Consider the following 24,059-nt stretch of genomic DNA (forward strand, 5'->3'; position numbering starts at 1 on the left):
ATTGGCCATCATTATATGGTTTTATTATCGGAACTATAAAGATAATTAATTTTTCTAATCCGCAGCAGGCTCCTAGGATGAACGCCTAACGTCTTAGGAGAAAGAGTCATGTCGTCTATCGTAGTCGTAGGTGCCAACTGGGGTGATGAAGGCAAAGGCCGCATCGTGGATTATCTGGCAGGCCAAGCTGGCGCCAGCATTCGCTTCCAGGGCGGCAACAACGCCGGCCATACCGTCGTCAACGACCTTGGCACCTTCAAGCTGCACCAGGTTCCGAGCGGTGTCTTCAACCCGAACTGCCTGGTCGTGCTGGGCCCGGGCATGGTGATCAGCCCCGAGAAGCTCACCGTCGAACTCGACGAAGTGAAAGCCTCCGGTGTCGTTCCCAAGCTGGCCATCTCTGACCGCGCTACCCTCTGCCTGCCGCTGCACGCCATGGAAGATACCCTGGAAGAGCAGCGTCTGGGTGACGGTGCCTACGGTTCCACCCGTCAGGGCATTGCGCCGGCCTACGGCGATCGCGTCATGAAGAAAGCGATCCTGGTTGGCTGGCTGAAGCAGCCGGAAGTACTGGTCGAGCGCATTCAATTCTTCCTCGACTGGAAACTGCCGCAACTTAAAGCGCTCTACCCGACCTTCGAGTTCAACCAGACCGCCCAGGAGATGGCTGACTGGCTGCTGGAAGTGTCCGCTCCCTGGATCGACTCCGTCTGCAACGTCAGCATGCCGCTCAAAGAGCTGCAGGCCGAAGGCAAGACCCTGCTGTTCGAAGCTCAGCTGGGCGCCGGCCGTGACCTGATCTACGGCGAATACCCCTGGGTAACCTCCTCCCACGTATCCGGTGCCTACGCCGGCATCGGTGGCGGTCTGCCGGGCCTGCGTCCCGAGCGCGTCATCGCTGTTGCCAAGGCATTCAGCACCTCCGTCGGCACCGGCACCCTGCTGACCGCCATGGAGAACCAGGACGAATTCCGCAAGATCGCCAACGAATTCGGCGCAACCACCGGTCGTCCCCGTGACGTCGGCTACTTCGATGCCGTTGCCACCAAGAACGGTGTCGAGCTGCAGGCTGCGACCGAAGTCGCCCTGACCAAGCTGGACTGCCTGACCGGTCTGCCGGATCTGAAGATCTGCGTGGCCTACGAAGGTGCTCACACCGAGAACCCGATTTGGCCGCAAACCGCAGCCCTGAAGCCGGTTTACGAGCAGATGGAAAGCTGGAGCGAAGACATCACCGGCTGCCGCACCTTCGAAGAGCTGCCCAAAGCGGCCCAGCAGTACGTACTGCGTATCGAAGAGCTGCTGGGCGTACCGGTTCCGATGGTCTCCGTCGGCCCGGGCCGTGACGAGATGATCCTGCGTTAATCCGCGCGATCAGCTGCCAGCACTGTGAAAAACCGGCATCCATGATGCCGGTTTTTTTATGGCTGCGATTTACCCTCTCGCCATAAAAACAACTAAAAGGCTCAATTAACTCACAAATCGACAGCACATTGAGTCGTTCTGCAACAACATCCTGCGCCACCCTCGCTAAAGTGAACCCGTTACCACACGAGGAGTCACCCAATGAAATTGCTCAAACACAGTGCCCTGTTGCCACTACTCTGCCTGACGGCCATGCCAGCCTTTGCCATGACCCTGAAGAGCAGCGATATCCACGAAGGCCAGCTGATGGACAAAGCCTTCAGCTTCAACGGCTTTGGCTGTAGCGGCGACAACCGTTCACCCCAGCTGAGCTGGCAGGATCTGCCGGCCGGCACCAAAAGCGTTGCCATCACAGCCTATGACCCCGATGCCCCCACCGGCAGCGGCTGGTGGCACTGGCTGGTGGTGAATCTGCCTGCCACCCAGAGCGAGCTCGCCAGCAATGCCTCCGGCAAGCTCAAGCAGGGACTGGAGCTTAAGACCGACTTCGGCAGCCAGGGCTACGGCGGCCCCTGCCCGCCCGCTGGCCACGGCATGCATCGCTATCAGTTCACCGCCTGGGCCCTGCCCCAGAATCTGGAGGTAAAAGCAGACACCCCGCCCGCCATGGTAGGCTACATGCTCAACAGCATGGCCCTTGGTAAGGCTACTCTGACCGCCACTTTCGTCACCCCCTAGGAGCAACCGGATGAGCACGCCGCTGCTGCAACAGCACCACTATCTCGGGATCCGCCAGCAGCCGCTGCACCGGGTGCTCATCTATGCGCCGACCATCATCTGGGTCAAACAGGGCAGGAAGCTGCTCTGGTGGCAGGAGCGACGTCTCTCGTTTGGCAAGGAGAGCTGGCTGCTGATCCCGGCGGGTCACCAGCTCACCTTCGTCAACCAGCCGGAGCAGGAGAAGTTTCGCTCCCATGTCCTTACCCTGCTGACGCCGCCACCCGCCGGGTGGCTGCCCGATACGCCCTCCGCGACTCAGGCGATGGCAGATCCCGCAATAAAGGTGACGACAAACCTCGCCTACTGCTTCGAGATGGTCTGCACCATGACAGAGCGGGGGCTGAGTGAGGCGACCCAGAGCGAGCTGCTGCGGGCCTTCTATGCGGAGTTGAGGGCTGCTGGCGCGCTTCATCTGCTCTTTCCCGCCAGCACCATGACCCTCGGCGAGCGGCTGGCCCGTTACCTCGGCGTTGAGCCCGGAGCCGATCACACGCTGGAAACTGTTGCCCCTCACTTCTCGATGAGCCGCGCCTCGCTGGTTCGCAAACTGACAGCCGAAGGGCGCACCTTCCGTCACCTGCTGGCTCAGGTACGGATGAGCCATGCACTCACCCTGTTGCAACAATCACTCTCCCTGCAAGAGGTAGCCATCGCCTGCGGTTATGATTCCCTCAGCCGCTTTGCTGCCCGCTTCAAACAGGAGTTCGGCCTGACCCCTTACCAATACCTGCAAACCTGCCCTGCCGTACGACTCGGCAATACCAAGTAAAACATTACTAAATAAGCCCATTGTGTAACCTGATGTAACCAGGTGATCATGCTCACATTGCCACCTCTTCAGAATGTGATCTCGCGCCAACGCTCCCTTTTCCCTTGCCATACAATGGCCACCGAAAACCTTTTCACTAAAAATAAGCGTAAAAAACCTTCCTCTTAACCTACATAAACGGAATTGGAGCGAGAAATGTTTCGTAAAACTTTACTCTCGGTAGCCCTCGGCACCGCCCTGTTCGGACTGACTGCCTGCAACGATAACCAGACAGAGAGCAGCACCGTCGCCAAACCGGAGCAGGCCATCCAGTACAAGGACGTGATCGACCGCCGGGGAACACCGACCCAATTCCGCGACTTTGACAGCTACTCCAACCTCAAATACAACCCGCTGCTCGATCTGGGCGCCTGGCACGGCTTCCTGCTGCCAGCCAGCGACAAGGAGTGGGGGGGATTCACCGGCCCCATGGTCATCTCGGAGGAGTACAGCCTCTTCTTCGCAAGCGAGCTGGACAAGCTCACCCTGAGCAATGCGAGCGGTCGGGCTTTCCCGCTCACCAGCGCCAGCAAGCAGGAGGTGTACGCCATTCCCGGTGCGTTGGTACAACGCTTCGAGTTCGAGCCCTTCACGCTGGAGCTGGAGCTGCGCTACGGCGATGCCCGCACAGCTCTGATCCGCACTCGCCTGCAAAACAACACCGATGCCCCGCTCACCCTCAACCTCAACTGGCAGGGGGAGCTGCTCAATCAGTGGGACGCCAAGAAGACGATCGCCGAGCAGTATCCTGACTGGACCCGCACCATCAGCCAGAACAAGCAGGGGGTTGAGTTCCAGTTCGGCAATCTGCGCAGTACCTGGAACATCATGCAGAGCGGCAGCGCTCGCTACCGCATCGAACGTACCCTGCCAAGCCGCACCACCATCGACGAAAAGTCGCTGGGTTATGTGAGCGAAGCCACCATCCAACTGGCGGCCAAGGGGAGTGAGGATATCTATACCCTGCAGAGTTACCTCCACTCCGCCGAGGATGCCAACCGCCACCAGCAGAGCCGTCAGGCCTTGCTGGCCGACCCGGCGACCTACTTCGCCGACTCCATCCGCCGCTGGGAAGGCTATCTTGCCAAGGGTCTCTCCAATCAGGGGATCCCCGAGTCGGAACGACGCATCGCGGTCAAGGCGATGGAGACTCTCAACGGCAACTGGCGCTCGCCGGCTGGCGCCATCCTGCACGACGGGGTGACCCCTTCCAATACCGCCCGCTGGTTCGACGGCGTCTGGGCCTGGGACAGCTGGAAGCACGCCTACGCCATGGCTCACTTCAACCCGGAAGTGGCCAAAAACAACGTTCGCGCCATGTATGACTACCAGATCCAGGCCAATGACCCGGTTCGTCCGCAGGATGCCGGCATGGTGATAGACGCCGTCTTCTACAACAAGCAATCGGATCGCGGTGGCGATGGCGGCAACTGGAACGAGCGCGACACCAAACCGCCCCTCTCAGCCTGGGCCATCTGGGAGATCTACAGCGCCACCAAGGACAAGGCATTCATTGCCGAGATGTATCCCAAACTGCAGGCCTATCACGACTGGTGGTACCGCGCACGTGACAACAACCGCAACGGCATCATCGAATATGGTGCTACCAAGCACGTCGAACATAACGACGAGTACGGCAATATCACCTTCAAGGTGCAGTATGCCAACGGCGTGCCGGGGGGCATCTCACTCTCAGGTTGCAGTAACGAGGGAGATAACTGGTATGGCTGCACCGGCATGGCGCTCTACCAGCAGGTATTGAGTGTTGGCGGCTACAGCGATATGGATATCGGTGCCCAACACGGCGCCGGTTGGGAGTCCGGTATGGACAACGCTGCCCGCTTCGGCTTTATCGAGCCGGATCAGCTCAAGCGATATGCTGACAAGACCTATGGCGGCGATATCGCCAAGGCACGCCAGGACTGGAACGTCTTCTTCTTTGAAAACCATCAGGACAATGGCGATCTTATCGGCTTCTCCATCGATCAGGAGTCGGTAGAGCTAAACGCCTTCCTCGCCAAGGAGAAACGCATTCTGGCAGATATGGCCGACCTGCTCGGCAAACCGGGCGATGCGAGCCGCTACCGCGATGGCGCGACCAAGCTCGCCAGCTACATCAACACCTGTATGTTTGATGACGCCTCCGGGTTCTATTACGACCGACAGATCGCTGCTGGTGATGTAGCCGACAGCAACGGCTGTGTCGGCAAGCTGTTGACCGCCCGCGGCCGCGGCCCCGAGGGGTGGAGCCCGCTCTGGGCCGAAGTCGCCGACCAGGAAAAAGCAGCACGAGTGCGCGAAGTGATGCTTAATTCTCAGGAATTCAACACCAAGGTACCGCTCGGCACGGCGGCGCTGACCAACCCGGCCTACGACCCCAACATCTACTGGCGCGGCCGGGTATGGCTGGATCAGTTCTACTTCGGGGTGAAGGGGCTGGAGAACTACGGTTATCGCAGCGATGCCCAGATGCTGGTCAACAAGCTGTTTGCCAACGCCGAAGGGCTGGCCGGCAGCGGCCCCATCCGCGAGAACTACAACCCGGAGAGCGGTGCTATGCAGGGAGCCAGCAACTTCAGCTGGAGTTCGGCCCACCTCTATATGCTCTATCGCCACTTTCTCAAGCCGCAGGAGTAAAGCTGCGCATATGCAAAAGGCCTCCATAGGGAGGCCTTTCTTATGCTTGGCTGACAGGCGGCATTGCTGGCCGCAAGAGTTTCTGTCAGTGAGTGGTAAGCGGCAGAGAGAGGCGTTTGGCCAGTGCCTGGAAGCTCTGGCTCACTTCGGCCCCGAACAGGGGGTCACCGATGGCACGGTTTTGCCAGTTTTGCTCCAGATGACGCCAGTCATCCTCGGTCAGAGAATCGCGCAGATGGGGGAAGATGATTCCCTCCTCGTAATTCATGTGCGCCTCCTGCAGCTCAACAAAACGCTCCAGCTTGGCGGTGAACTGGTCGAGCGGGATCACTGCATCCATCAGGATCATCTCCACCATCTCCTTGAGCTCACCACCCGCCTCCAGCAGCTTGACGTGCTCCTCCTGCAACCGGTTGGCAACCTCCCCCTCCACCACCCGGTATTTCAGGTAGTAGTCATAGATAAGATCTTCCTTGGGATGGTGGTACTTGTCAGAGACCTCCCGCAGATAGTCGATGACGTCGCGCACCAGAAAATAGCTGATGGGCTGCTCGGCGTGAATGGCTGCCAGCTTCTGCTTGAGCAGCTCCAGCAGTCGGGCGATGTTGAGGTGATCCTTGTGCAGACTCGATAACATGGGCACTCCTTGGCGCTGAAATAAGATGTTATTTTCCTGAGTATACGGTCATTTGTCGCCCGAACTTTGCACTCAATCAAGTGGGCGGCAGACAGATTGCCACTCAATGGGACTCTTGCCCTGCTGCTCCAGCAGCTGGTTGGTTTGCGAAAAATGACCGCAACCGATGAAACCGCGATGGGCGGAGAGGGGGCTGGGATGGGGGGCCGTCAGCACATGATGGCGCTGCCGGTCGATAAAACGCCCCTTCTTCTGGGCATGGGAACCCCACAACAGGAACACCACCCCGTTGCAGCTGGCATTGATCTGCTCGATAACCCTGTCGGTAAAGGTCTCCCAACCCAGATGGGCATGAGAGTGAGCCTGACCGGCCTGCACCGTCAGCACGGTATTGAGCAACAATACCCCCTGCTTGGCCCAGGATTCGAGGAAACCGTGGTTGGGTGTGACGAAACCTGACAGGTCTCGCTGCATCTCTTTATAGATGTTGACCAGAGAGGGGGGCGTGCGCACGCCGGGCAGAACGGAGAAGCAGAGACCATGCGCCTGGTTGGGGCCGTGGTAGGGATCCTGCCCCAGGATGACGACCTTGATCTGATCCAGCTCGGTCAGTTTGAAGGCATTGAACACATCGGCTGCAGGGGGATAGATTACCTTGCCCGCTTCCCGCTCTGCCCTGACAGTCGCCAGCGTACTCTTGAAATAGTCCTGCTCTTTTTCAGAGCCAATCACATCACTCCAGGTCAGCACCCCGAACTCCTCACTTGATACGGCGAAGGAGTCAGGATAGGGGGGCAGCCCGCAAGACGCAACCGTGACTCACACTTTCCAGAGCCTGGCGAGCCGCCCGGAGCGCTCCAGTTTGTGCAGACCCGCATTAAACAGCAGCATCAGACGACGCGCATCGGGATCCGCCTTGCGCATCAGCAGATAACCGGGTTGAGACCAGATAGGGTCGGGCGAGCTGGTCAACGACAGCGCCCCGGGATGGCGGGATTGCATCTGCAGAAAGAGAGCCTTGGCCACCTGTTCATCCATCACCAGATAGCGAATACGGCCGGCGACGAGCTTCTCAAGGCTCTCCTGATCAGAATCCGACCACTCAAGAGCCAGTTCGGATTGACGAGCGGCAAAACCATCTCCGTAAAAATAGCCGCGGGTCACCCCCACCGGCTCGTGGTTGATCTCCCCGAGATTGACGACTGGCGAACCGGACAAGGTAAAAAGACGGGTCGTGAACTGGCCGAGCGATGCGGAGAGATAGAAGCTCTGTTCACGTTCGCGGGAACGAAACCAGGGCATGGTCACAACATAATCCCCGGCAAGAGTGAGCTTGTAGGCTTCAGCCCAGGGGTAAAAGTGAAAGCTGACATCAAGCCCCTCGGCGGCAAAGGCTTCGCGCACCACCTGACAGAGGAACCCCTGCTCGGGCAGAGACTCGCTGATATAGGGCGGCCACTCGCCCACGGCGATCCGGACTGTTTCGGCCCGCCCCATTCCAGCCATAACCAGGCAGCAGGCCACTATCAGCCAGCGCCATTTTTGCCACCCACTCTTCACCCGTGACTCTCCTCTTTATTTTCCATCAAGTGTAGTTCTCTCGAGTCACCCTTCCCTGATACGCACCACAAACGCCATAAGGTGTAGTTAAATTACTAGATTTAAAAGATAAAAGATGCATAATTTGGATATCTTACAAAATCAGAAAAATGACCTATTTTTGATTCAACTCAATAATTTAATCCCATTGAAATGGCGATTTGTTGATTTTTATTGATCTGGATCAATTTTGGTAATATTACCACCGTGGTATATATGACCCCAACAAAGTAAAGGTGTAAGGCAAGGGCCCTTTAAGTCGTCGATATCCTCGGTAGCTTAAATACATCAGGGTAATTTCCTTACAGTTGGATTCGCGTTCCCATTGAGGAGTCATACCATGATCAAAGGCATTCAAATCACCCAGGCCGCCAACACCGCTCTGCTGAACTCTTTCTGGCTGCTGGACGAAGAGAAGCAACAGGCTCGCTGCATCTGTGTCAAAGGCGACGCCTTTGCTGCCGATCAGGAAGTTCAACTGGCTGATCTGGGTCAGTTCGAATACCGCGAGCTGCCTGTTCAAGCTGAACCTGCCGTTGAAGGTGGCCAGCACCTGAACGTCAACGTGCTGCGTCGTGAAACTCTGGAAGATGCCATCGCCAACCCGGAGAAGTACCCGCAGCTGACCATCCGCGTTTCCGGCTATGCAGTGCGCTTCAACGCCCTGACCCCGGAACAGCAGCGTGACGTTGTTACCCGTACCTTCACCCAGAGCCTGTAATTCCCGCTCTGTCATGAAGTGATGACATCTATGGATGTCACTAAAAAACGGCCCGAGGGCCGTTTTTTTATTGCGTTGCATTCAGCCTGACAGGATCCGTTACACCTTTTCGGTTTCCAGAATCCCGCCCTTGCGGCCCAGCACGCCCTCCATTTTCTTCACATCCAGCTGCTTGCAATATTTTGCCACCACCACGGTCGCAACCCCGTTGCCAATCAGGTTGGTCAGCGCCCGCGCTTCCGACATGAAGCGGTCAATCCCCAGGATCAGCGCCAGACCGGCCAGCGGCAGGTGGCCAACTGCGGAGATGGTCGCTGCCAGCACAATGAAGCCACTCCCGGTGACCCCGGCCGCCCCTTTCGAGGAGATAAGCAGCACCACCAGCAGCGTGATCTGATGGAACAGATCGAGCGGGGTATTGGTCGCCTGGGCGATGAAGATGGCAGCCATGGTCAGATAGATGGAGGTGCCATCCAGGTTGAAGGAGTAACCGGTCGGAATAACCAGCCCTACTACCGATTTCTGGCAACCCAGCTTCTCCATCTTGTCCAGCATGCGCGGCAGAGCAGACTCGGAGGAGGAGGTGCCCAGCACGATAAGCAGCTCCTCGCGGATGTAAGAGATGAAACGCAGGATGCTAAAACCGGAGGCTCTAGCGATGCTGCCCAGCACGATAAAGATGAAGAAGAGACAAGTGATATAGAAGCAGGCGATAAGCTGGCCCAATTGCACCAGAGAGCCCACCCCGTATTTGCCGATGGTAAACGCCATGGCACCGAATGCCCCTACCGGCGCCAGCTTCATGATCATGTTGATGATGCCGAAGATGACGGTGGAGAAGCTCTCGATGACCCCGAAAATAATTTTCCCCTTCTCGCTGATATGGTGCAGGGAGAAGCCAAACAGCACGGCAAAGAGCAGCACCTGCAGGATGTTGCCGCTGGCAAAGGCACCGATCACGCTACCCGGAATGATGTCGAGCAGGAATGGAATGATCCCCTGTGACTTGGCCTGCTCGGCATAGACGGCGATGGCGCTAGCATCCAGTGCGGCCGGATCAACGTTCATGCCGGCCCCCGGCTGCAGCAGGTTCACCACGCACAAGCCGATGATCAGGGCGATGGTGCTGACCACCTCGAAATAGACGAGGGCGATGGCACCGGTCTTGCCAACGGCCTTCATGCTCTCCATACCGGCAATCCCTGTTACCACGGTACAGAAGATGACGGGGGCGATAATCATCTTGATCAGTTTGACGAAACCATCGCCAAGGGGTTTCATGTCGGCTCCCAATTGGGGATAGAGGTGGCCAAGACATACCCCGAGGGTTATGGCGAGCAGTACCTGAAAATAGAGGCTGCCCATAATCTTTTTACTCATGCTGCTTCATCCCTTCCGTTGTCGGTGTGTTGTTCTGTTTTATTGGTATGCAGCCCCGATGCATCAGGCAAAAGCAACCCGCAGGAGACGTAACGAATCCTGGATCGGCTGATGCCGCGCACTGGTGACTGTAGCGCCATCATCTCATGTTAAAAAATGGAGTTAAGCGACACCGATCACGCAACATTAGTAACCATTTATAAATATTTATTCACTGATTATTAATTGGTGGGGAGTACGCAATGAGGGGGAAGCTGTCTGACAGGAGGGGAAAACAGAGGGGATTGCACCAATGACATGGCCCCGCATGCGGGGCCTTGTCAGTCTTAACCAGCGTTATGAAGCCAATCAGACAGAGGTATCAAGCGGCTCGAAGCCCTTGACCAGATCGTCGATCGCTTTCATCTGCTTGAGGAAGCCTTCCAGCTTGTCGAGTGGCAGCGCACTCGGGCCATCGCAGCGGGCAATTTTCGGATCCGGGTGGGACTCGATAAAGAGACCGGCCAGACCAACCGCCATACCGGCACGCGCCAGCTCGGTGACCTGCTCGCGGCGACCGCCGGACGCTGCCCCCAGCGGGTCGCGGCACTGCAGGGAGTGAGTTACGTCGAAGATAACCGGATAGCCACCGGTGCTCTTCTTCATCACGCCCAGACCCAGCATGTCTACCACCAGGTTGTCATAACCGAAGTTGACGCCGCGCTCGCACAGGATCAGGCGATCGTTGCCGCACTCCTCGAACTTGTCGGTGATGTTCTTCATCTGGCTTGGGCTGAGGAACTGCGGCTTCTTGATGTTGATGACGTTGCCGGTACGGGCCATCGCCTCTACCAGATCGGTCTGGCGCGCCAGGAAGGCGGGCAGCTGGATAACGTCAACCACCTCGGCGACCGGCTTGGCCTGATGAGGCTCGTGCAGATCGGAGATGACCGGCATGCCGAAGGTCGCCTTCAGCTCCTGGAAAATCTTCATCCCCTCTTCCAGACCCGGGCCACGATAGGAGTGGATGGAGGAGCGGTTCGCCTTGTCCCAGCTCGCCTTGAAGACAAACGGGATGCCCAGCTTGCTGGTCACTTCCACGTACTTCTCGCACACCGCCATCGCCATGTCGCGAGACTCGAGCACATTCATGCCGCCAAACAGCACGAACGGTTTGTCATTGGCAACGTTGATCTCGTTGATCTTGATATTCTTCTGTTCCATCTAAGACATCCTTAATGGAGGGGCTTGGGGGTCAAATCCAGCGCAGCCAGCTGCACTTTCAGCACGTCGGCTACCGGATCGTCCGGGCACTGTTCAATAAAGTATTCAAAGTCGTCGGCAGCCTGACGGGGACAATCGAGCTGCTCGTAGATAAAGCCGCGATCCCGCGTCTCCAGCGGATCGCCCGGCTTCATCCGCAGCAATAACTCGCTGCAGCGCAGCGCCTCGGACATGCGGTCTTCCCGCAGCAGGGCGCCCTTGCTGACATTGAGCAGCCGCTCGATGATCTCCCACTGGCCAGAGGGCTGCAGGTAATCCGGGGTCAGGGTGGCCAGATCGCCGAGCGCACCGCGCAGCAGCAGTTCGATACGGGCCAGGCTCAGCTCATCGCCGGTGAAGGGATCGACATAAACCTCCCCCTCGCCGCCGGCAAAGCTCACCAGGAAGTGGCCCGGGAAGCAGATCCCCTCCACATCGAGCCCGAGCTTGCGTCCCAGCTGGATGATGAGGATACCGAGACTGACCGGGATCCCCTTGCGCTGCAGCAACACCTGATTGATGTCGCAATTGTCGGCCGAGAAGTAATCCTGCCAGTCGCCGTAAAACCCGAGGCTCTGATAGAAACCGCGCAGCAGTTGCTGGCGCACCTCGTCGCAGGTGCCCTCTTCGATCTGCTCGTCCAGCCACTCGTCCAGCAGCTGCAGCTCGCGGATCCCCTGCTCGGCCGAGCCATAGATTTCGTCGCTGACCGCCAGGGCCAGCTCGGTCAGCTCATGGGCTTCAAAATCGGTCCATTCGTCTATACGTAACATGCTCTTCATGCCTTAACCGAACAAACTCGCCTGTTTGAGCACTGCCAACTTGGCAATAAAGTAGATCCAGCCGAGCGCCCCCAGAAAAGAGCACCAGCGCACCAGATTGCTTTTGGCCAGCCGCAGCGCCATCGCCGCCAGAAAGACCAATACCAGGATCCCCGTCAGCTTCTCGCTGAGCCAGGGAATGCCGTTATTGAGCGGGTTGAGACCCAGCACCACGCAAAGCAGTATGCCGGAGAGCACCACCAGTCCGTTGAGCAGACCGCTGGTTTTCAGCACGGGTGCGCTGAACGCCCGGCCAGAACCTGCCTGAACCCAGTAAAAACGCAGCATAAACATCAGCACGGCCCCGCCAATCAGGGTGAGATGCAGATGTTTGAGCACAAGATAGCTATTCAATATCAATCCTCGATGCAGAGGCCGCGCCCCTGCCCGTCAAACCGGTAGTTAAGAGATTCAGCAGGCCGGGCACATACCCAGAGTGACCCGCTCGTTCTCCCCGTAATCGCGCACCGTGGTTACGCTGCGATAGCCGAGATCCTGCAACAGCTGGCGCACCGCCATCCCCTGATCCCAGCCATGTTCCAGTAGCAGCCACCCTTCGCTGTGCAGATGGGCCGGGGCATGGGTCGCGATGTGGCGGATATCCGCCAGCCCCGCTTCGTCCGCCACCAGCGCCGAGCGCGGTTCAAAGCGTACATCACCCTGCTCGAGATGGGGATCGGCGCCATCAATATAGGGGGGATTGGAGACAATCACAGCAAAACGGGGAGCCTGCTCATCGAGCGGGGCAAACCAGCTGCCGTCACGCACCTCGATGGGCAACCCCAGCGCCGCGCTGTTCTCACGCGCCAGTGCGGCAGCGTCCGCCATGCGATCCACCGCCCACACATCGAGCTCGGGTCGCTCGGACTTGATGGCCAGCGCGATGGCGCCGGTGCCGGTACCGAGATCCAGCACGGCGCAGGGCCCTTGCGGGATCTTCGCCAGCGCCTGCTCCACCAGCACCTCGGTATCGGGGCGCGGGATCAGGGTCGCCGGACTCACTTTCAGCGGCAGCGACCAGAACTCCCGCTCGCCAACGAGATGAGCGATTGGCTCGCCGTTGAGACGACGGGCCAGCCACGTCTGCAGGATGGCCTGCTGGGCGGCATCCAGCTCACGCTCTGGCCAGGTCATCAGATAGCTGCGCCGGCAGTCAAGCAGATGACAGAGCAGCACATCGGCATCGGCGCGAGGAGACTCCCCCTCAGCCAGTACGGTCATGATATGGGCACGAGCCTGCTGGATCTGCATCACTGCGGCTCCATATTCTGGGCACAACACTTAATGCGAACTTGCCGGTTCTGCATTTGCATCAATTGCTCTCGGCCAGCGAAGCGAGCTGGTCGGCCTGATACTCCTGCACCAGCGGGGTGATAATGCAGTCCAGATCCCCTTCCAAAATTTCGGAGAGGCGGTAAAGGGTCAGGTTGATACGGTGCTCGGAGAGACGGCCCTGCGGATAGTTGTAGGTCCGGATGCGCTCGGAGCGATCACCGGAGCCCACCAGATTGCGGCGGGTGCTCTGCTCGGCGGCGCGATGGCGCTCATCCTCAGCCGCCTGCAGGCGGGCGGAGAGCACCGACATCGCCTTGGCGCGGTTCTTGTGCTGGGAACGTTCGTCCTGACACTCCACCACCAGCCCGGTCGGCAGGTGGGTGATACGAATGGCCGAGTCGGTCTTGTTGACGTGCTGACCACCGGCACCGGAGGCGCGGAAGGTGTCGATCTTCAGATCGGAGGGGTTGATCTCGATCTGCTCGGCTTCCGGCACTTCCGGCAGCACCGCGACGGTACAGGCGGAGGTGTGCACCCGCCCCTGAGATTCGGTCTCCGGCACCCGCTGTACCCGGTGACCACCGGATTCAAACTTGAGACGGCCATAGACGCGCTCGCCGTCGATCTTGGCGATGACCTCCTTGTAACCGCCATATTCCCCGTCGTTGCAGCTGACGATGGAGACACGCCAGCCCTGACGCTCGGCAAAGCGGGAGTACATGCGGAACAGGTCGCCTGCAAAGATGGCCGCTTCATCACCGCCGGCCCCGGCCCGGATCTCCAGATAGCAGTTGTTGTCATCCTTGGGATCCTTGGGCAGCAGCATCACTTGCAGCTCCTGCTCCAGCGTCTCCAGATTGGCCTTGGCGAGCGGCAGCTCCTCCTGCGCCATCTCGCGCAGGTCGGCATCATCCTCTTCCAGCATCATCTGGGTCGTCTCCAGATCATCCTGCGCCTGACGGAAACGCTGGAAGGCGTGAACGATATCTTCCAGCTGGGCATATTCACGGGTCAGGGCGCGATAGCGCTCCTGATCCGAGACCACGTCGGGCTCGCCGAGCATGGCCTGAACTTCTTCGTGGCGCTCGATGAGGCCTTCCAGCTTTCTGATCAGTGACGGATTCATAACTCTTGCAATCTCAAATGGAGGACGAGACCACCAGCATGGTAGCCCCGAAAAATTACTCTTGTGACAACCCCAGTGCCTGCCGCAGACGGGACAGCGCACTCTCGTCGCCCTGGGAGGCCGCCTGGCGCAGGGCCTGGGTCGGCGCATGGATCAACTTGTTGGTGAGGCGATGGGCCATCGCCTTGAGCGCCTGTTCGGCACTCTCGCCCTGGGCCAGCGCCAGCAGGGCGCGTTGCAACTCTTCGTCAGCGACCTGCTGGGACTGCTGACGGTAGTCGCGAATGAGATCAACCGAGCTCTGGCCGCGATACCAGCCCATGAACTCGTCGCGCTCCTCCTGCACGATTACCTCGGCTTGTGCCGCGGCCCGTTTGCGGGTCTCCAGGTTCTGCTCGATGATCCCCTGCAGATCATCCACCGTGTAGAGGTAGGCGTCGGAGAGCTCATCCACTTCCGCCTCGATGTCGCGCGGTACGGCGATATCGACCAGAAACATCGGCTTGAAGCGGCGGGCCTTGAGGGCTCGCTCCACCATCCCCTTGCCGATGATGGGCAGCGGGCTCGCGGTCGAGCTGATGACGATATCCGCCTCATGCAGATAATCGGGGATCTCTTCGAGCGTCATCACTTGGGCACCAAATTCGGCAGCCAGGGTCTGGGCCCGTTGCAGCGTCCGGTTGGCCACCATCATCTGGGTCACGCTCTGTTCGCGCAGATGGCGGGCCACCAGCTCGATGGTTTCGCCAGCACCGACCAAGAGCACCTTGGTCTGGGAGAGATCGGCAAAGATACGGCGGCCAAGGCTGACGGCCGCAAAAGCCACCGACACGGCGCTCGCGCCAATCTCGGTATCGGTACGCACCCGTTTGGCAACCGAGAAGGATTTCTGGAACAGCCGCTCCAGCGCCCCCTTCACCGACTCCGCCTGCTGGGCATGGGCGTAGGATTGCTTGATCTGGCCGAGGATCTGCGGCTCTCCCAGCACCAGCGAGTCGAGCCCGCACGCCACCCGCATCAGGTGGCGCACCGCCTCTTCGTCATGGTGCTGGTAGATGGCGCTGACCAGTTCCGCCGCATCCAGCCCATGGAACTGCTGCAGCCAGCGCAGCACCTCGCCCTGCTGTTCACCGGCCAGATTGCAGTAAAGCTCGGTCCGGTTGCAGGTGGAGACGATCACCGCCTCGTTGATGCCGGGTTGGTTCACCAGCTCACGCAAGGCGCGATCGATGCAGTCCGGGCCAAAGGCGACCCGCTCCCGCAAGGCGACACTGGCGGTGTTGTGGTTGATTCCGAGGGCAAGCAAACTCATGAGTGGGCGACGATCATTTCATACGCTGGGTGCAAAGGCTGCCAATTGTACGAGAAAGGGTAAGTCTTTAAAAGCAATACGGCCGCCCCGTATACTGTGGCAAATTCCTCTCTCTGGAGCCTTCTCTTGCTGCTACGTATTTTTACCCTCGCCTGCCTGCTGATCCTTGGCGGTTGTGCCACCACCCAGCCCCAGCGGGCCCAGGTGAACTGGGATCAGGAGCGAACCCGCCTCGAACAGCTCACCCATTGGGAGCTTTCCGGCAAGATGGCCATCATCACCCCCCAGCAAAAGGGCAGCGCCCGCCTCAACTGGCAGCAGGATGGCGATGATTATCGGCTCAACCTAACCAGCCTGATCGGCACCAGCATTCTCGAGCTCTCTCGCAGCAAGGGCGAAATCACCCTGATCGACAGCGAGGGCAAGCGTCACCAGAGCCAGGATGCCGAAGGGCTTATCTATCAGCTCACCGGCTGGAACATTCCGGTCGCCGGACTGCCGGAGTGGATCAAGGGGCTGCCGGGCGAAGCCGACTTCGAGCTCAACCCCGACAGCAGTCTGGCCCGCGTCCGCGATGGCCAGTGGCAGATCGTCTATGGCGACTATCGGGATCAGGATGGCTACCGCCTGCCCCACCAGCTGACCATGACCGGTCAGGGCAGCCGCCTCAAGCTTCAGATCAACCAATGGACTCTTGCACGCTAATGGCTTCCACACGCTGGCCGGCACCGGCCAAACTCAACCTGTTCCTGCACGTCAATGGCCGTCGCCCGGATGGCTACCACGAGCTGCAAACCCTGTTCATCTTCCTCAACCACGGTGACTGGCTCGAATTCGAGGTGATTCCAGATAGCAACACCCTCACCCTGAGCCCGGCCATTCCCGGCGTACCTGATGAACAGAACCTCATCATCCGTGCCGCCCGCCTGCTGCAGGCAAAGCTGCCGAGCCCGCAGGGAGCCCATATCCGGCTGGAGAAGGTGCTGCCCATGGGTGGCGGCATCGGCGGCGGCTCATCCGATGCGGCCACCACGCTGGTGGCGCTTAACCACCTCTGGCAGGCTGGTCTTGACGAAGATGAACTGGCAGCGCTTGGCGTGCAGCTGGGGGCCGATGTGCCGGTCTTTGTCCGTGGCCGGGCGGCCTTTGCCGAGGGGGTGGGCGAGCGGCTGCAACCGGTCGAATTGCCCGAGTCATGGTATCTGGTGCTCAAGCCGGATTGCCATGTGGCAACCGCTGTCGTGTTCCAGGATCCGGACCTGCCCAGGGCCACTCCGAAGATGGCTTTGCACAACCTGATGGAGGGGGAGTGGAAAAACGATTGCGAAGCACTCGTGAAAAAGCGCCACCCCGAGGTTGCCAATGCGCTCGGCTGGTTGCTAGAATACGCGCCGTCAAGAATGACGGGCACAGGAGCCTGCGTCTTTGCTCAGTTTGAAGACGAAGTGACTGCTCGGGAAGTGTTGGCCAGAGTGCCGAAGGGGCTGGATGGGTTTGTCGCCAAGGGCGAGAACATATCACCACTCCTCGCTACTTTGCAACAATTCAAATGATTGGGGTATCGCCAAGCGGTAAGGCAGCGGGTTTTGATCTCGCCATCCCTAGGTTCGAATCCTAGTACCCCAGCCAATTTGATCTGATGGCAGTGACGCGGGCGATGTCGTGCTCGCCCACGTCGCAGGGCTCACCCCCCTTCTGCCATCCCGATGCGGCTAATCCCTTGCTCGTTGTCTGGCTAAATCGTTTGCCCCAAAACGATAAGGGTCTGATTTCAGACTCCCCCACATACTGGATGCAACCCCGAGGTTTCAAACCGTGCCTGACATGAAGCTGTTTGCTGGTAACGCAACGCCGGAACTAGCCCAGAAGATCGCAGATCGCCTGTTTATCAAACTCGGCAATGCTGCCGTAGGTCGCTTTAGCGACGGCGAGATCAGCGTACAGATCAACGAGAATGTACGTGGTGGCGATATCTTCATCATTCAATCCACCTGTGCCCCGACCAACGACAATTTGATGGAATTGATCGTCATGGTGGATGCACTGCGTCGTGCTTCAGCTGGCCGTATCACTGCCGTAATCCCCTATTTTGGTTATGCCCGTCAGGACCGTCGTGTCCGCTCCGCCCGTGTGCCCATCACCGCCAAGGTTGTCGCTGACTTCCTCTCCAGCGTGGGTGTGGATCGCGTGCTGACCGTTGACCTGCATGCCGAGCAAATCCAGGGCTTCTTCGACGTTCCGGTAGACAACGTATTCGGTAGCCCGGTGCTGCTCGAAGACATGAAGTCCAAGAACCTCGAGTCCCCTGTCGTCGTATCGCCGGACATCGGCGGCGTAGTGCGCGCCCGCGCCATCGCCAAGCTGCTGGACGATACCGACATCGCCATCATCGACAAGCGTCGTCCCCGCCCGAACGTCTCCCAGGTCATGCACCTGATCGGTGACGTTGCCGGCCGCGACTGCATCATCGTTGACGACATGATCGATACCGGCGGCACTCTGTGCAAAGCAGCAGAAGCCCTGAAAGAGCGCGGTGCCAAGCGTGTATTCGCCTACGCTACCCACCCGGTCTTCTCCGGTTCTGCCGTCGAGAACATCAAGAACTCCGTGATCGACGAACTGATCATCACTGACTCCATCCCGCTCACCGCGGAGATGAAGGCAGTTGGCAAAGTCAAACAGCTGACCCTCTCAACTGTTCTGGCCGAAGCCATTCGTCGCATCAGCAACGAAGAGTCCATCTCTGCCATGTTTGAGCATTGATAGATTCAGCAATAACGAAAACCGCCATCAGGCGGTTTTCGTCTTTCTAGACCCCGGCTATATGTACGACCCTGCCTGTGGCAGGTGTTAAGGATTTACCCATGAATGGCTTGCGCCCCCTCCTGCTTGCGACCCTGACCTCCGCCCTCTTCGCCTGTCAGCCTGCCAAAGAAAATCAGCCCTTCGTGCTGACGCTGGCTCACATGAACGATACCCACTCCCAGTTTGACCCGGTCAACGCCGAGCTGAAGGGGCATATCTTTGCAAAGGAGGGAGAGACCGATACCCTCTACACCCGTTTTGGCGGCTACCCGCGGCTGCTGACCATGGCCAAGGCCTATCAGGCCGATGCACTGGCCCAGAACCACGCCATGCTGCTGCTGCACGGCGGCGATGCCTGGCAGGGCAGCGGCTACTTCAAGCTCAACGAGGGGATGGCCAACGCCGAGCTGCTCAACCAGTTCGGCCTCGATGCCATGGCCCTTGGCAACCACGAATTCGATCTCGACAACCAGAAGCTGGCCCGCTTCATCAAGGGGGTCAACTTCCCGGTGCTGGCCGCCAATCTCGATACCAAGGCCGATCCCGCCCTCAGCAAGGTGGCCAATCTCAAGCCTTTCACTGTCTACGCCTTTGATGGCAACCAGAAGAGCCCGGTCACCGACATCAACAACCTGCCGCAAGGCAAACAGCTGGTCGCCGTCATCGGTCTGGTGCTGGAAGATATGGGCAACATAGCGCCCAACGTCGGCAAGCTGCGCTTTGCCAAAGAGGTTGAATCGGCCCAGGCCACGGTGGATATGCTGCAAGCCAAGGGGATCCACCAGATCGTGGCGCTCACCCACATCGGCAACGAGCGGGATCTGGCGCTGGCCGCCAAGGTAAATGGCATTGATGCCATCGTCGGCGGTCACTCCCACAGCCTGCTCGGCGATTTTCGCAATATCGGCTGGGGCAACACCGGCGAATACGCCAAGCTGGTGACCAACCCGGACGGCATCGGCAAGACCTGCGTGGTGCAAGCTGGCTCCTACGCCCAGGCCATTGGTCTGGCTCAGGTGAGCTTTGATGGTCAGGGTCATGTGACCGACTGTCAGGGCCACAACAGCCTGCTGGCCAGCCGCGACTTTTTCGCCGATGCGGCGCGCAAGCAGCCCCTCGACGAAAACCGCAGCAAGGAGGCGAGCCAGTTCGTCGACAACCAGCCCAATCTGGTCACCGTGGATGAAGATCCCCGCCTGCGCGGCATCATCGACAGCCACTACAAACCGGCGCTGGAGAAGGCCTATGGCCCGGTGATCGGCACCATTCCCGAGCAGTTGCAAAATGCCCGTCGCCCCGGCGACAACGGCAGCGACAGCCACGGCTCCGACGTGGCACCGCTGGTTGCCGAAGGGGAGTTCTACTGGGCCAATACTCCGGCTGTTCAGGCCCTGACCGGTGGTCCGGTCGACTTCGCACTGGTAGCGGTGGGTGGCGTGCGCGCCGAGCTGCCGGCCGGCGAGTGGCGCGAGGGGGATAGCTCCCTCACCCTGCTGCCGTTCAAGAACCAGCTCGCGGTGCTGACCCTGACCGGCGCCGAGGTGCGTGCCCTGCTGACCGAAACCATCACCGCCACCCTGCCCGCCAGCGCCCATGCTGGCAAGTTCCCCTATGGTGGCCACCTGCGCTACACCTTCCAGGAGACCAGCGCAGGCAAGGCAGGCACCCTGACCCGGTTGCAGCACAAGACGGCGAGCGGCGAGTGGCAGGATCTGGTGGATAGCCAGCGCTATCGCGTGGTGATGAACGCCTACAGCGCCAACGGCAACGACGGCTGGCAGGCGCTGGCCAATGCCCAGCGTTTGAAGAGCGAGCGGGTCGACATCGCCAGCGTCAACGGCAAGCTGACCGCCTTCCCGGTGCTCAAAGTGGCACAAAATGGCGAGTTGCTCGGCGCCGTCTATGCCTCGGGCAAATCCCTCGACTGCAAGGCTGCCGGGGTCGATTGCGGCACCGACGCAGCCTCCTTCGTCGAGTATGTGCGCGATGCCCGCTCCACCCTGACCGCGCTGGATGAGGAAACGGTCACCCTGCTGCGCGCCAAATAACCGGGTCATCAGCAAATCGACAGAGAACGGGCCTCTCGCAAGAGGCCCGTTTGTCATCCATTGGCGGCCAAAATCGCTCAAATCCCGCCATAACATGCACATTGGTTGAGTGATCGCCACTCGGCGGCTAGAATATTGCGTCCTATTGCCCTGGGTAGTGTGCCCACGGCAGCTGCGAGTGAAGACATCAAGCGTGACAAGCCAAATCAAACTGATCGTCGGACTGGGCAATCCCGGCCCGGAATATGCCAAAACCCGCCACAATGCGGGCGCCTGGTATGTGGAGCAACTGGCCCGCTGGCACAATGTCAGCCTGCGCGAAGAGCCCAAGTTCTTCGGCCACACTGCCCGCATTTTGGTTGATGGGCAGGATGTACGACTGCTCATCCCGAACACCTACATGAACCTCTCCGGCAAGGCGGTCGCCGCTCTGGCGCGTTTTTATCAGATTGAGCCGGAAGCGATTCTGGTGGCCCATGATGAACTGGATCTGCCCCCGGGCATCGCTAAGTTCAAGCAGGGTGGTGGTCACGGCGGCCATAACGGCCTCAAGGACATCATCGCCAAGATGGGCAACAACAATAACTTCTTCCGGCTGCGCCTCGGGATCGGCCATCCCGGAGCCAAGGAGCTGGTCGCCGGCTTCGTGCTGACCAAGGCGCCCAGCAGTGAACAGAATCTGATCGATGCCGCACTGGACGAGTCCCTGCGTGCCACCGATATCCTGTTCAAACAAGATATGACCAAGGCCATGAACCGGCTGCACAGCTTCAAGGCCGAATAAAGCATGACACGGGCCGCCTGCGGGCGAGCCTCACAGCATCCATCAAGTAAGGTAACAATCCATGGGTTTTAAATGCGGTATCGTGGGCCTGCCCAATGTAGGCAAATCCACCCTGTTCAACGCGCTGACCAAGGCCGGTATCGAAGCCGCCAACTTCCCGTTCTGCACCATCGAGCCGAACACCGGTGTAGTGCCGATGCCGGATCCGCGCCTCGACCAACTGGCGGCCATCATCAATCCGCAGCGCGTTGTGCCTACCACCATGGAATTCGTCGACATCGCCGGTCTGGTAGCCGGAGCCTCCAAGGGTGAAGGTCTGGGCAACCAGTTCCTGGCTAACATCCGTGAAACCGAAGCGATCGGCCACGTTGTGCGCTGCTTCGACGACGAAAACATCATCCACGTTGCCGGCAAGGTCTCCCCTGCCGACGACATCGAAGTAATCAACACCGAGCTGGCCCTGTCGGATCTGGACGCCTGCGAGCGCGCCATTCACCGCCAGTCCAAGCGCGCCAAGGGCGGCGACAAGGATGCCAAGCTGGAAGTCGAAACCCTGGAGAAGATCAAGGTCGCGCTGGAAAACGGCCAGATGATCCGCGGCATGAAGCTGGACAAGGAAGAGCTGGCCGCTGTCAGCCACCTCAACTTCCTGACCCTCAAACCCACCATGTACATCGCCAACGTGGCGGAAGATGGTTTCGAGAACAACCCCTATCTGGACAAGGTGCGCGAGATTGCTGCTGCCGAGAACGCAGTTGTCGTTGTCGTCTGCTGCGCCATCGAAGCTGACATCGCTGAGCTCGACGACGAAGATCGCGCCGAGTTCATGGCAGACCTTGGCATCGAAGAGCCAGGTCTGAACCGTGTTATCCGCTCCGGCTACCAGCTGCTCAACCTGCAGACCTACTTCACCGCCGGCGTGAAAGAGGTGCGTGCATGGACTATTCCGGTCGGCGCCACTGCCCCGCAAGCGGCTGGCAAGATCCACACCGACTTCGAGAAGGGCTTCATCCGTGCCCAGACCATCGCCTTTGAAGACTTCATCACCTACAAGGGTGAGCAGGGCGCCAAAGAAGCGGGCAAGATGCGCGCCGAAGGCAAGGACTACATCGTCAAAGATGGCGATATCATGAACTTCCTGTTCAACGTCTAATCCTGCGCTGGCCGCAGTTCGCGGCCCGGGACGACAAAAAGCCCATCCGGCAACGGATGGGCTTTTTCTTTTGCGCATTGCAACGCGGCCTTGCCACTTTCACCAGGCCGTGGTTCAGAGCCGATTGCTAGAGCTTGACCATGATGTGGCGCGGTACCGTGTAATCCTCCAGCGCATAGAGGGAGAGATCCTTGCCGTAACCGGACATCTTCATCCCGCCGTGGGGCATCTCGGTAGCCAGCATGAAGTGGGTGTTGATCCAGGTGCAGCCATACTGAAGCCCTGCGGCCACCTTGTGGGCCAGCCCCAGATCCCGGGTCCAGACCGAAGAGGCGAGGCCATAGTCCGAATCGTTGGCCCACTGCACTACCTGCTCGGCATCGCTGAAACGGGTCACCGACACCACGGGGCCGAACACTTCGCGGCGCACGATCTCGTCCTCCTGACGGGCCCCCACGATCAGGGTCGGCTCGTAGAAGAAGCCGCTGCCGGGGCGCATCCGCCCGCCGGTAGTCACCTCCATATGGCCGCTGGTGACGGCCCGTTCGACAAAGCTCGCTACCCGATGGCGCTGGCGATCGGAGATAAGCGGCCCCATCTCGACCCCCTCTTCGTGCTGGGTACCCACCTTGATGGAGGAGACGGCATCGGTCAGGGCGGCGACGAAGCGGTCGTGCAACTTGTTCTGCACATAGATGCGGCAGGCGGCGGTGCAATCCTGCCCGGCATTGTAGAAACCGAAGGTGCGAATGCCAGCCACCACCGCATCGAGATCCGCATCGTCAAAGATGATGACCGGGGCCTTGCCACCCAGTTCGAGGTGGGTGCGCTTCATGGTGCGCGCCGCGCTCTGCAGGATCTTCTGACCGGTGGCGATATCGCCGGTGAGCGACACCATCCGCACCAGCGGATGCTCCACCATCGGGGCGCCCACGCTCTCGCCACGGCCGCAGATGATGTTGATCACCCCGCGCGGGAAGATCTCGCTGGCAATCTCCGCCAGCAACAGAGCGCTCAGCGGGGTCTGCTCCGATGGCTTGAGCACCACCGTATTGCCGGCCGCCAGCACAGGGGCAATCTTCCAGGCCGCCATCATCAACGGATAGTTCCAGGGGGCGATGCTGCCCACCACCCCGATGGGATCGCGGCGGATCATGCTGGTGTGGCCGTCGAGGTACTCGCCCGCCAGCGGGCCGTGCAGACAGCGGGCCGCTCCGGCAAAGAAGCGGAAGCAGTCGACTACCGCCGGCAGCTCGTCACCCAGCACGGCCGCATAGGGTTTGCCGCAGTTGAGGGACTCGATGGCGGCGAAGGCCTCGGCCCGCTCCTCGATGGCGGCGGCAAGGCGCAGCAGCAGGTTGCTGCGGGTCGCCGGCGTGGTGTGGCGCCAGGTGCCAAAAGCGCGCTGGGCGGCGTTGACGGCGCGGCTCACCTGCTCGAAGGAGGCCTCCGGCAGCTGGACAATCAGCTCACCGGTCGCGGGGTTGAGTACCGGTTCGCTCGGGCCCTCCCCTGTTACAAACTGGCCGTCGATAAGTTGCTGGGTCGAAATGTTCATGAATAACC

22 protein-coding genes and 1 tRNA gene are annotated in these 24,059 nt (G+C 59.7%); 12 read left to right on the top strand and 11 right to left on the bottom strand.

Annotated features, from left to right (window positions below; genetic code table 11):
• The first annotated feature begins 108 nt into the window (after positions 1-108).
• The 4 genes from I6L40_RS17615 to ygjK all read left to right on the top strand — a co-directional run bounded on the left by I6L40_RS17615 (position 109) and on the right by ygjK (position 5,590).
• Positions 109-1,365, top strand: coding sequence for an adenylosuccinate synthetase (locus I6L40_RS17615; protein WP_033115332.1), 1,257 nt, complete (start codon positions 109-111; stop codon positions 1,363-1,365).
• Positions 1,366-1,566: 201 nt separating this feature from the next.
• Positions 1,567-2,103, top strand: coding sequence for a YbhB/YbcL family Raf kinase inhibitor-like protein (locus I6L40_RS17620; protein WP_071913162.1), 537 nt, complete (start codon positions 1,567-1,569; stop codon positions 2,101-2,103).
• Between the two features lie 10 nt (positions 2,104-2,113).
• A complete protein-coding gene (locus I6L40_RS17625) occupies positions 2,114-2,914 on the top strand; it encodes an AraC family transcriptional regulator (RefSeq protein ID WP_071913160.1) in 801 nt (266 codons plus the stop codon).
• Positions 2,915-3,109: 195 nt separating this feature from the next.
• Positions 3,110-5,590: an alpha-glucosidase gene (gene ygjK / locus I6L40_RS17630; protein WP_216994651.1), complete on the top strand. Its 2,481-nt coding sequence runs from the start codon at positions 3,110-3,112 to the stop codon at positions 5,588-5,590.
• An 85-nt stretch (positions 5,591-5,675) separates the two neighbouring features.
• Here the strand turns inward: ygjK and I6L40_RS17635 are convergent, their stop codons facing one another.
• The 3 genes from I6L40_RS17635 to I6L40_RS17645 form a co-directional block, all read right to left on the bottom strand.
• Positions 5,676-6,227: a hemerythrin domain-containing protein gene (locus I6L40_RS17635; RefSeq protein WP_071913156.1), complete on the bottom strand. Its 552-nt coding sequence runs from the start codon at positions 6,225-6,227 to the stop codon at positions 5,676-5,678.
• A 72-nt stretch (positions 6,228-6,299) separates the two neighbouring features.
• Positions 6,300-6,977 (bottom strand): uracil-DNA glycosylase, encoded by a 678-nt coding sequence (gene ung, locus I6L40_RS17640; RefSeq protein WP_071913154.1) that lies wholly within the window; start codon positions 6,975-6,977, stop codon positions 6,300-6,302.
• Positions 6,978-7,046: 69 nt separating this feature from the next.
• Complete coding sequence (locus I6L40_RS17645; RefSeq protein ID WP_071913152.1) at positions 7,047-7,787, bottom strand: ABC transporter substrate-binding protein; 741 nt, start codon at positions 7,785-7,787, stop codon at positions 7,047-7,049.
• Positions 7,788-8,166: 379 nt separating this feature from the next.
• Between I6L40_RS17645 and grcA the strand changes: the two genes are divergently transcribed.
• On the top strand, positions 8,167-8,547 hold the full coding sequence (gene grcA, locus I6L40_RS17650) for an autonomous glycyl radical cofactor GrcA (protein WP_033115325.1): 381 nt from the start codon (positions 8,167-8,169) through the stop codon (positions 8,545-8,547).
• A 99-nt stretch (positions 8,548-8,646) separates the two neighbouring features.
• Here grcA and I6L40_RS17655 read toward each other — a convergent pair whose 3' ends face one another.
• The 7 genes from I6L40_RS17655 to hemA all read right to left on the bottom strand — a co-directional run bounded on the left by I6L40_RS17655 (position 8,647) and on the right by hemA (position 15,703).
• Positions 8,647-9,927, bottom strand: a complete 1,281-nt coding sequence (locus I6L40_RS17655) for a dicarboxylate/amino acid:cation symporter (protein ID WP_216994652.1) — start codon at positions 9,925-9,927, stop codon at positions 8,647-8,649.
• Between the two features lie 348 nt (positions 9,928-10,275).
• Entirely contained in the window at positions 10,276-11,130 is an 855-nt protein-coding gene (gene kdsA / locus I6L40_RS17660) for a 3-deoxy-8-phosphooctulonate synthase (protein ID WP_041210704.1), read from the bottom strand.
• Positions 11,131-11,141: 11 nt separating this feature from the next.
• The gene (locus I6L40_RS17665) at positions 11,142-11,942 is read right to left on the bottom strand and encodes a SirB1 family protein (protein ID WP_033115322.1); all 801 of its coding nucleotides are present in this window, start codon (positions 11,940-11,942) and stop codon (positions 11,142-11,144) included.
• A 12-nt stretch (positions 11,943-11,954) separates the two neighbouring features.
• Positions 11,955-12,284, bottom strand: a complete 330-nt coding sequence (locus I6L40_RS17670; RefSeq protein WP_042030080.1) for a SirB2 family protein — start codon at positions 12,282-12,284, stop codon at positions 11,955-11,957.
• Positions 12,285-12,401: 117 nt separating this feature from the next.
• Entirely contained in the window at positions 12,402-13,241 is an 840-nt protein-coding gene (prmC, locus tag I6L40_RS17675) for a peptide chain release factor N(5)-glutamine methyltransferase (RefSeq protein WP_216995449.1), read from the bottom strand.
• Positions 13,242-13,302: 61 nt separating this feature from the next.
• Positions 13,303-14,391: a peptide chain release factor 1 gene (gene prfA / locus I6L40_RS17680; RefSeq protein WP_216994653.1), complete on the bottom strand. Its 1,089-nt coding sequence runs from the start codon at positions 14,389-14,391 to the stop codon at positions 13,303-13,305.
• A gap of 55 nt (positions 14,392-14,446) precedes the next feature.
• A complete protein-coding gene (gene hemA / locus I6L40_RS17685; RefSeq protein ID WP_216994654.1) occupies positions 14,447-15,703 on the bottom strand; it encodes a glutamyl-tRNA reductase in 1,257 nt (418 codons plus the stop codon).
• A 126-nt stretch (positions 15,704-15,829) separates the two neighbouring features.
• Between hemA and lolB the strand changes: the two genes are divergently transcribed.
• The 7 genes from lolB to ychF all read left to right on the top strand — a co-directional run bounded on the left by lolB (position 15,830) and on the right by ychF (position 22,493).
• Positions 15,830-16,408, top strand: coding sequence for a lipoprotein insertase outer membrane protein LolB (gene lolB, locus I6L40_RS17690; protein ID WP_033115318.1), 579 nt, complete (start codon positions 15,830-15,832; stop codon positions 16,406-16,408).
• Positions 16,408-17,256 (top strand): 4-(cytidine 5'-diphospho)-2-C-methyl-D-erythritol kinase, encoded by an 849-nt coding sequence (ispE, locus tag I6L40_RS17695; RefSeq protein WP_216994655.1) that lies wholly within the window; start codon positions 16,408-16,410, stop codon positions 17,254-17,256. The genes lolB and ispE overlap by 1 nt, the downstream gene beginning before the upstream one ends.
• Position 17,257: 1 nt before the next feature.
• Positions 17,258-17,332, top strand: a tRNA-Gln gene (locus I6L40_RS17700).
• A gap of 186 nt (positions 17,333-17,518) precedes the next feature.
• Positions 17,519-18,466 (top strand): ribose-phosphate pyrophosphokinase, encoded by a 948-nt coding sequence (locus I6L40_RS17705; RefSeq protein ID WP_005343846.1) that lies wholly within the window; start codon positions 17,519-17,521, stop codon positions 18,464-18,466.
• Between the two features lie 101 nt (positions 18,467-18,567).
• A complete protein-coding gene (locus I6L40_RS17710) occupies positions 18,568-20,556 on the top strand; it encodes a bifunctional UDP-sugar hydrolase/5'-nucleotidase (RefSeq protein ID WP_216994656.1) in 1,989 nt (662 codons plus the stop codon).
• Between the two features lie 193 nt (positions 20,557-20,749).
• Positions 20,750-21,340 carry an aminoacyl-tRNA hydrolase gene (gene pth, locus I6L40_RS17715; RefSeq protein ID WP_033115315.1) on the top strand — a complete coding sequence of 197 codons (591 nt, stop codon included), beginning with the start codon at positions 20,750-20,752 and terminating at the stop codon, positions 21,338-21,340.
• 61 nt (positions 21,341-21,401) lie between these two features.
• Positions 21,402-22,493: a redox-regulated ATPase YchF gene (gene ychF, locus I6L40_RS17720; protein ID WP_033115314.1), complete on the top strand. Its 1,092-nt coding sequence runs from the start codon at positions 21,402-21,404 to the stop codon at positions 22,491-22,493.
• Between the two features lie 127 nt (positions 22,494-22,620).
• On the opposite strand, the gene I6L40_RS17725 is transcribed toward ychF, so the two are convergent.
• The gene (locus I6L40_RS17725; protein WP_071913138.1) at positions 22,621-24,051 is read right to left on the bottom strand and encodes a gamma-aminobutyraldehyde dehydrogenase; all 1,431 of its coding nucleotides are present in this window, start codon (positions 24,049-24,051) and stop codon (positions 22,621-22,623) included.
• Positions 24,052-24,059 lie beyond the last annotated feature (8 nt).

The sequence above is a fragment of the Aeromonas sp. FDAARGOS 1410 genome (genome assembly GCF_019048745.1).
In the GTDB taxonomy this organism is placed as follows: Bacteria; Pseudomonadota; Gammaproteobacteria; order Enterobacterales; family Aeromonadaceae; genus Aeromonas; species Aeromonas jandaei.

What these genes read in the sequence shown, in the direction of transcription:
- I6L40_RS17615 (WP_033115332.1), top strand. Translation starts at nt 109, where the DNA reads ATGTCGTCTATCGTAGTCGTAGGTGCCAACTGGGGTGATGAAGGCAAA.
- I6L40_RS17620 (WP_071913162.1), top strand. Translation starts at nt 1,567, where the DNA reads ATGAAATTGCTCAAACACAGTGCCCTGTTGCCACTACTCTGCCTGACG.
- I6L40_RS17625 (WP_071913160.1), top strand. Translation starts at nt 2,114, where the DNA reads ATGAGCACGCCGCTGCTGCAACAGCACCACTATCTCGGGATCCGCCAG.
- ygjK (WP_216994651.1), top strand. Translation starts at nt 3,110, where the DNA reads ATGTTTCGTAAAACTTTACTCTCGGTAGCCCTCGGCACCGCCCTGTTC.
- I6L40_RS17635 (WP_071913156.1), bottom strand. Translation starts at nt 6,227, where the DNA reads ATGTTATCGAGTCTGCACAAGGATCACCTCAACATCGCCCGACTGCTG.
- grcA (WP_033115325.1), top strand. Translation starts at nt 8,167, where the DNA reads ATGATCAAAGGCATTCAAATCACCCAGGCCGCCAACACCGCTCTGCTG.
- I6L40_RS17655 (WP_216994652.1), bottom strand. Translation starts at nt 9,927, where the DNA reads ATGAGTAAAAAGATTATGGGCAGCCTCTATTTTCAGGTACTGCTCGCC.
- kdsA (WP_041210704.1), bottom strand. Translation starts at nt 11,130, where the DNA reads ATGGAACAGAAGAATATCAAGATCAACGAGATCAACGTTGCCAATGAC.
- I6L40_RS17665 (WP_033115322.1), bottom strand. Translation starts at nt 11,942, where the DNA reads ATGTTACGTATAGACGAATGGACCGATTTTGAAGCCCATGAGCTGACC.
- I6L40_RS17670 (WP_042030080.1), bottom strand. Translation starts at nt 12,284, where the DNA reads ATGTTTATGCTGCGTTTTTACTGGGTTCAGGCAGGTTCTGGCCGGGCG.
- prmC (WP_216995449.1), bottom strand. Translation starts at nt 13,241, where the DNA reads ATGCAGATCCAGCAGGCTCGTGCCCATATCATGACCGTACTGGCTGAG.
- prfA (WP_216994653.1), bottom strand. Translation starts at nt 14,391, where the DNA reads ATGAATCCGTCACTGATCAGAAAGCTGGAAGGCCTCATCGAGCGCCAC.
- hemA (WP_216994654.1), bottom strand. Translation starts at nt 15,703, where the DNA reads ATGAGTTTGCTTGCCCTCGGAATCAACCACAACACCGCCAGTGTCGCC.
- ispE (WP_216994655.1), top strand. Translation starts at nt 16,408, where the DNA reads ATGGCTTCCACACGCTGGCCGGCACCGGCCAAACTCAACCTGTTCCTG.
- I6L40_RS17710 (WP_216994656.1), top strand. Translation starts at nt 18,568, where the DNA reads ATGAATGGCTTGCGCCCCCTCCTGCTTGCGACCCTGACCTCCGCCCTC.
- ychF (WP_033115314.1), top strand. Translation starts at nt 21,402, where the DNA reads ATGGGTTTTAAATGCGGTATCGTGGGCCTGCCCAATGTAGGCAAATCC.
- I6L40_RS17725 (WP_071913138.1), bottom strand. Translation starts at nt 24,051, where the DNA reads ATGAACATTTCGACCCAGCAACTTATCGACGGCCAGTTTGTAACAGGG.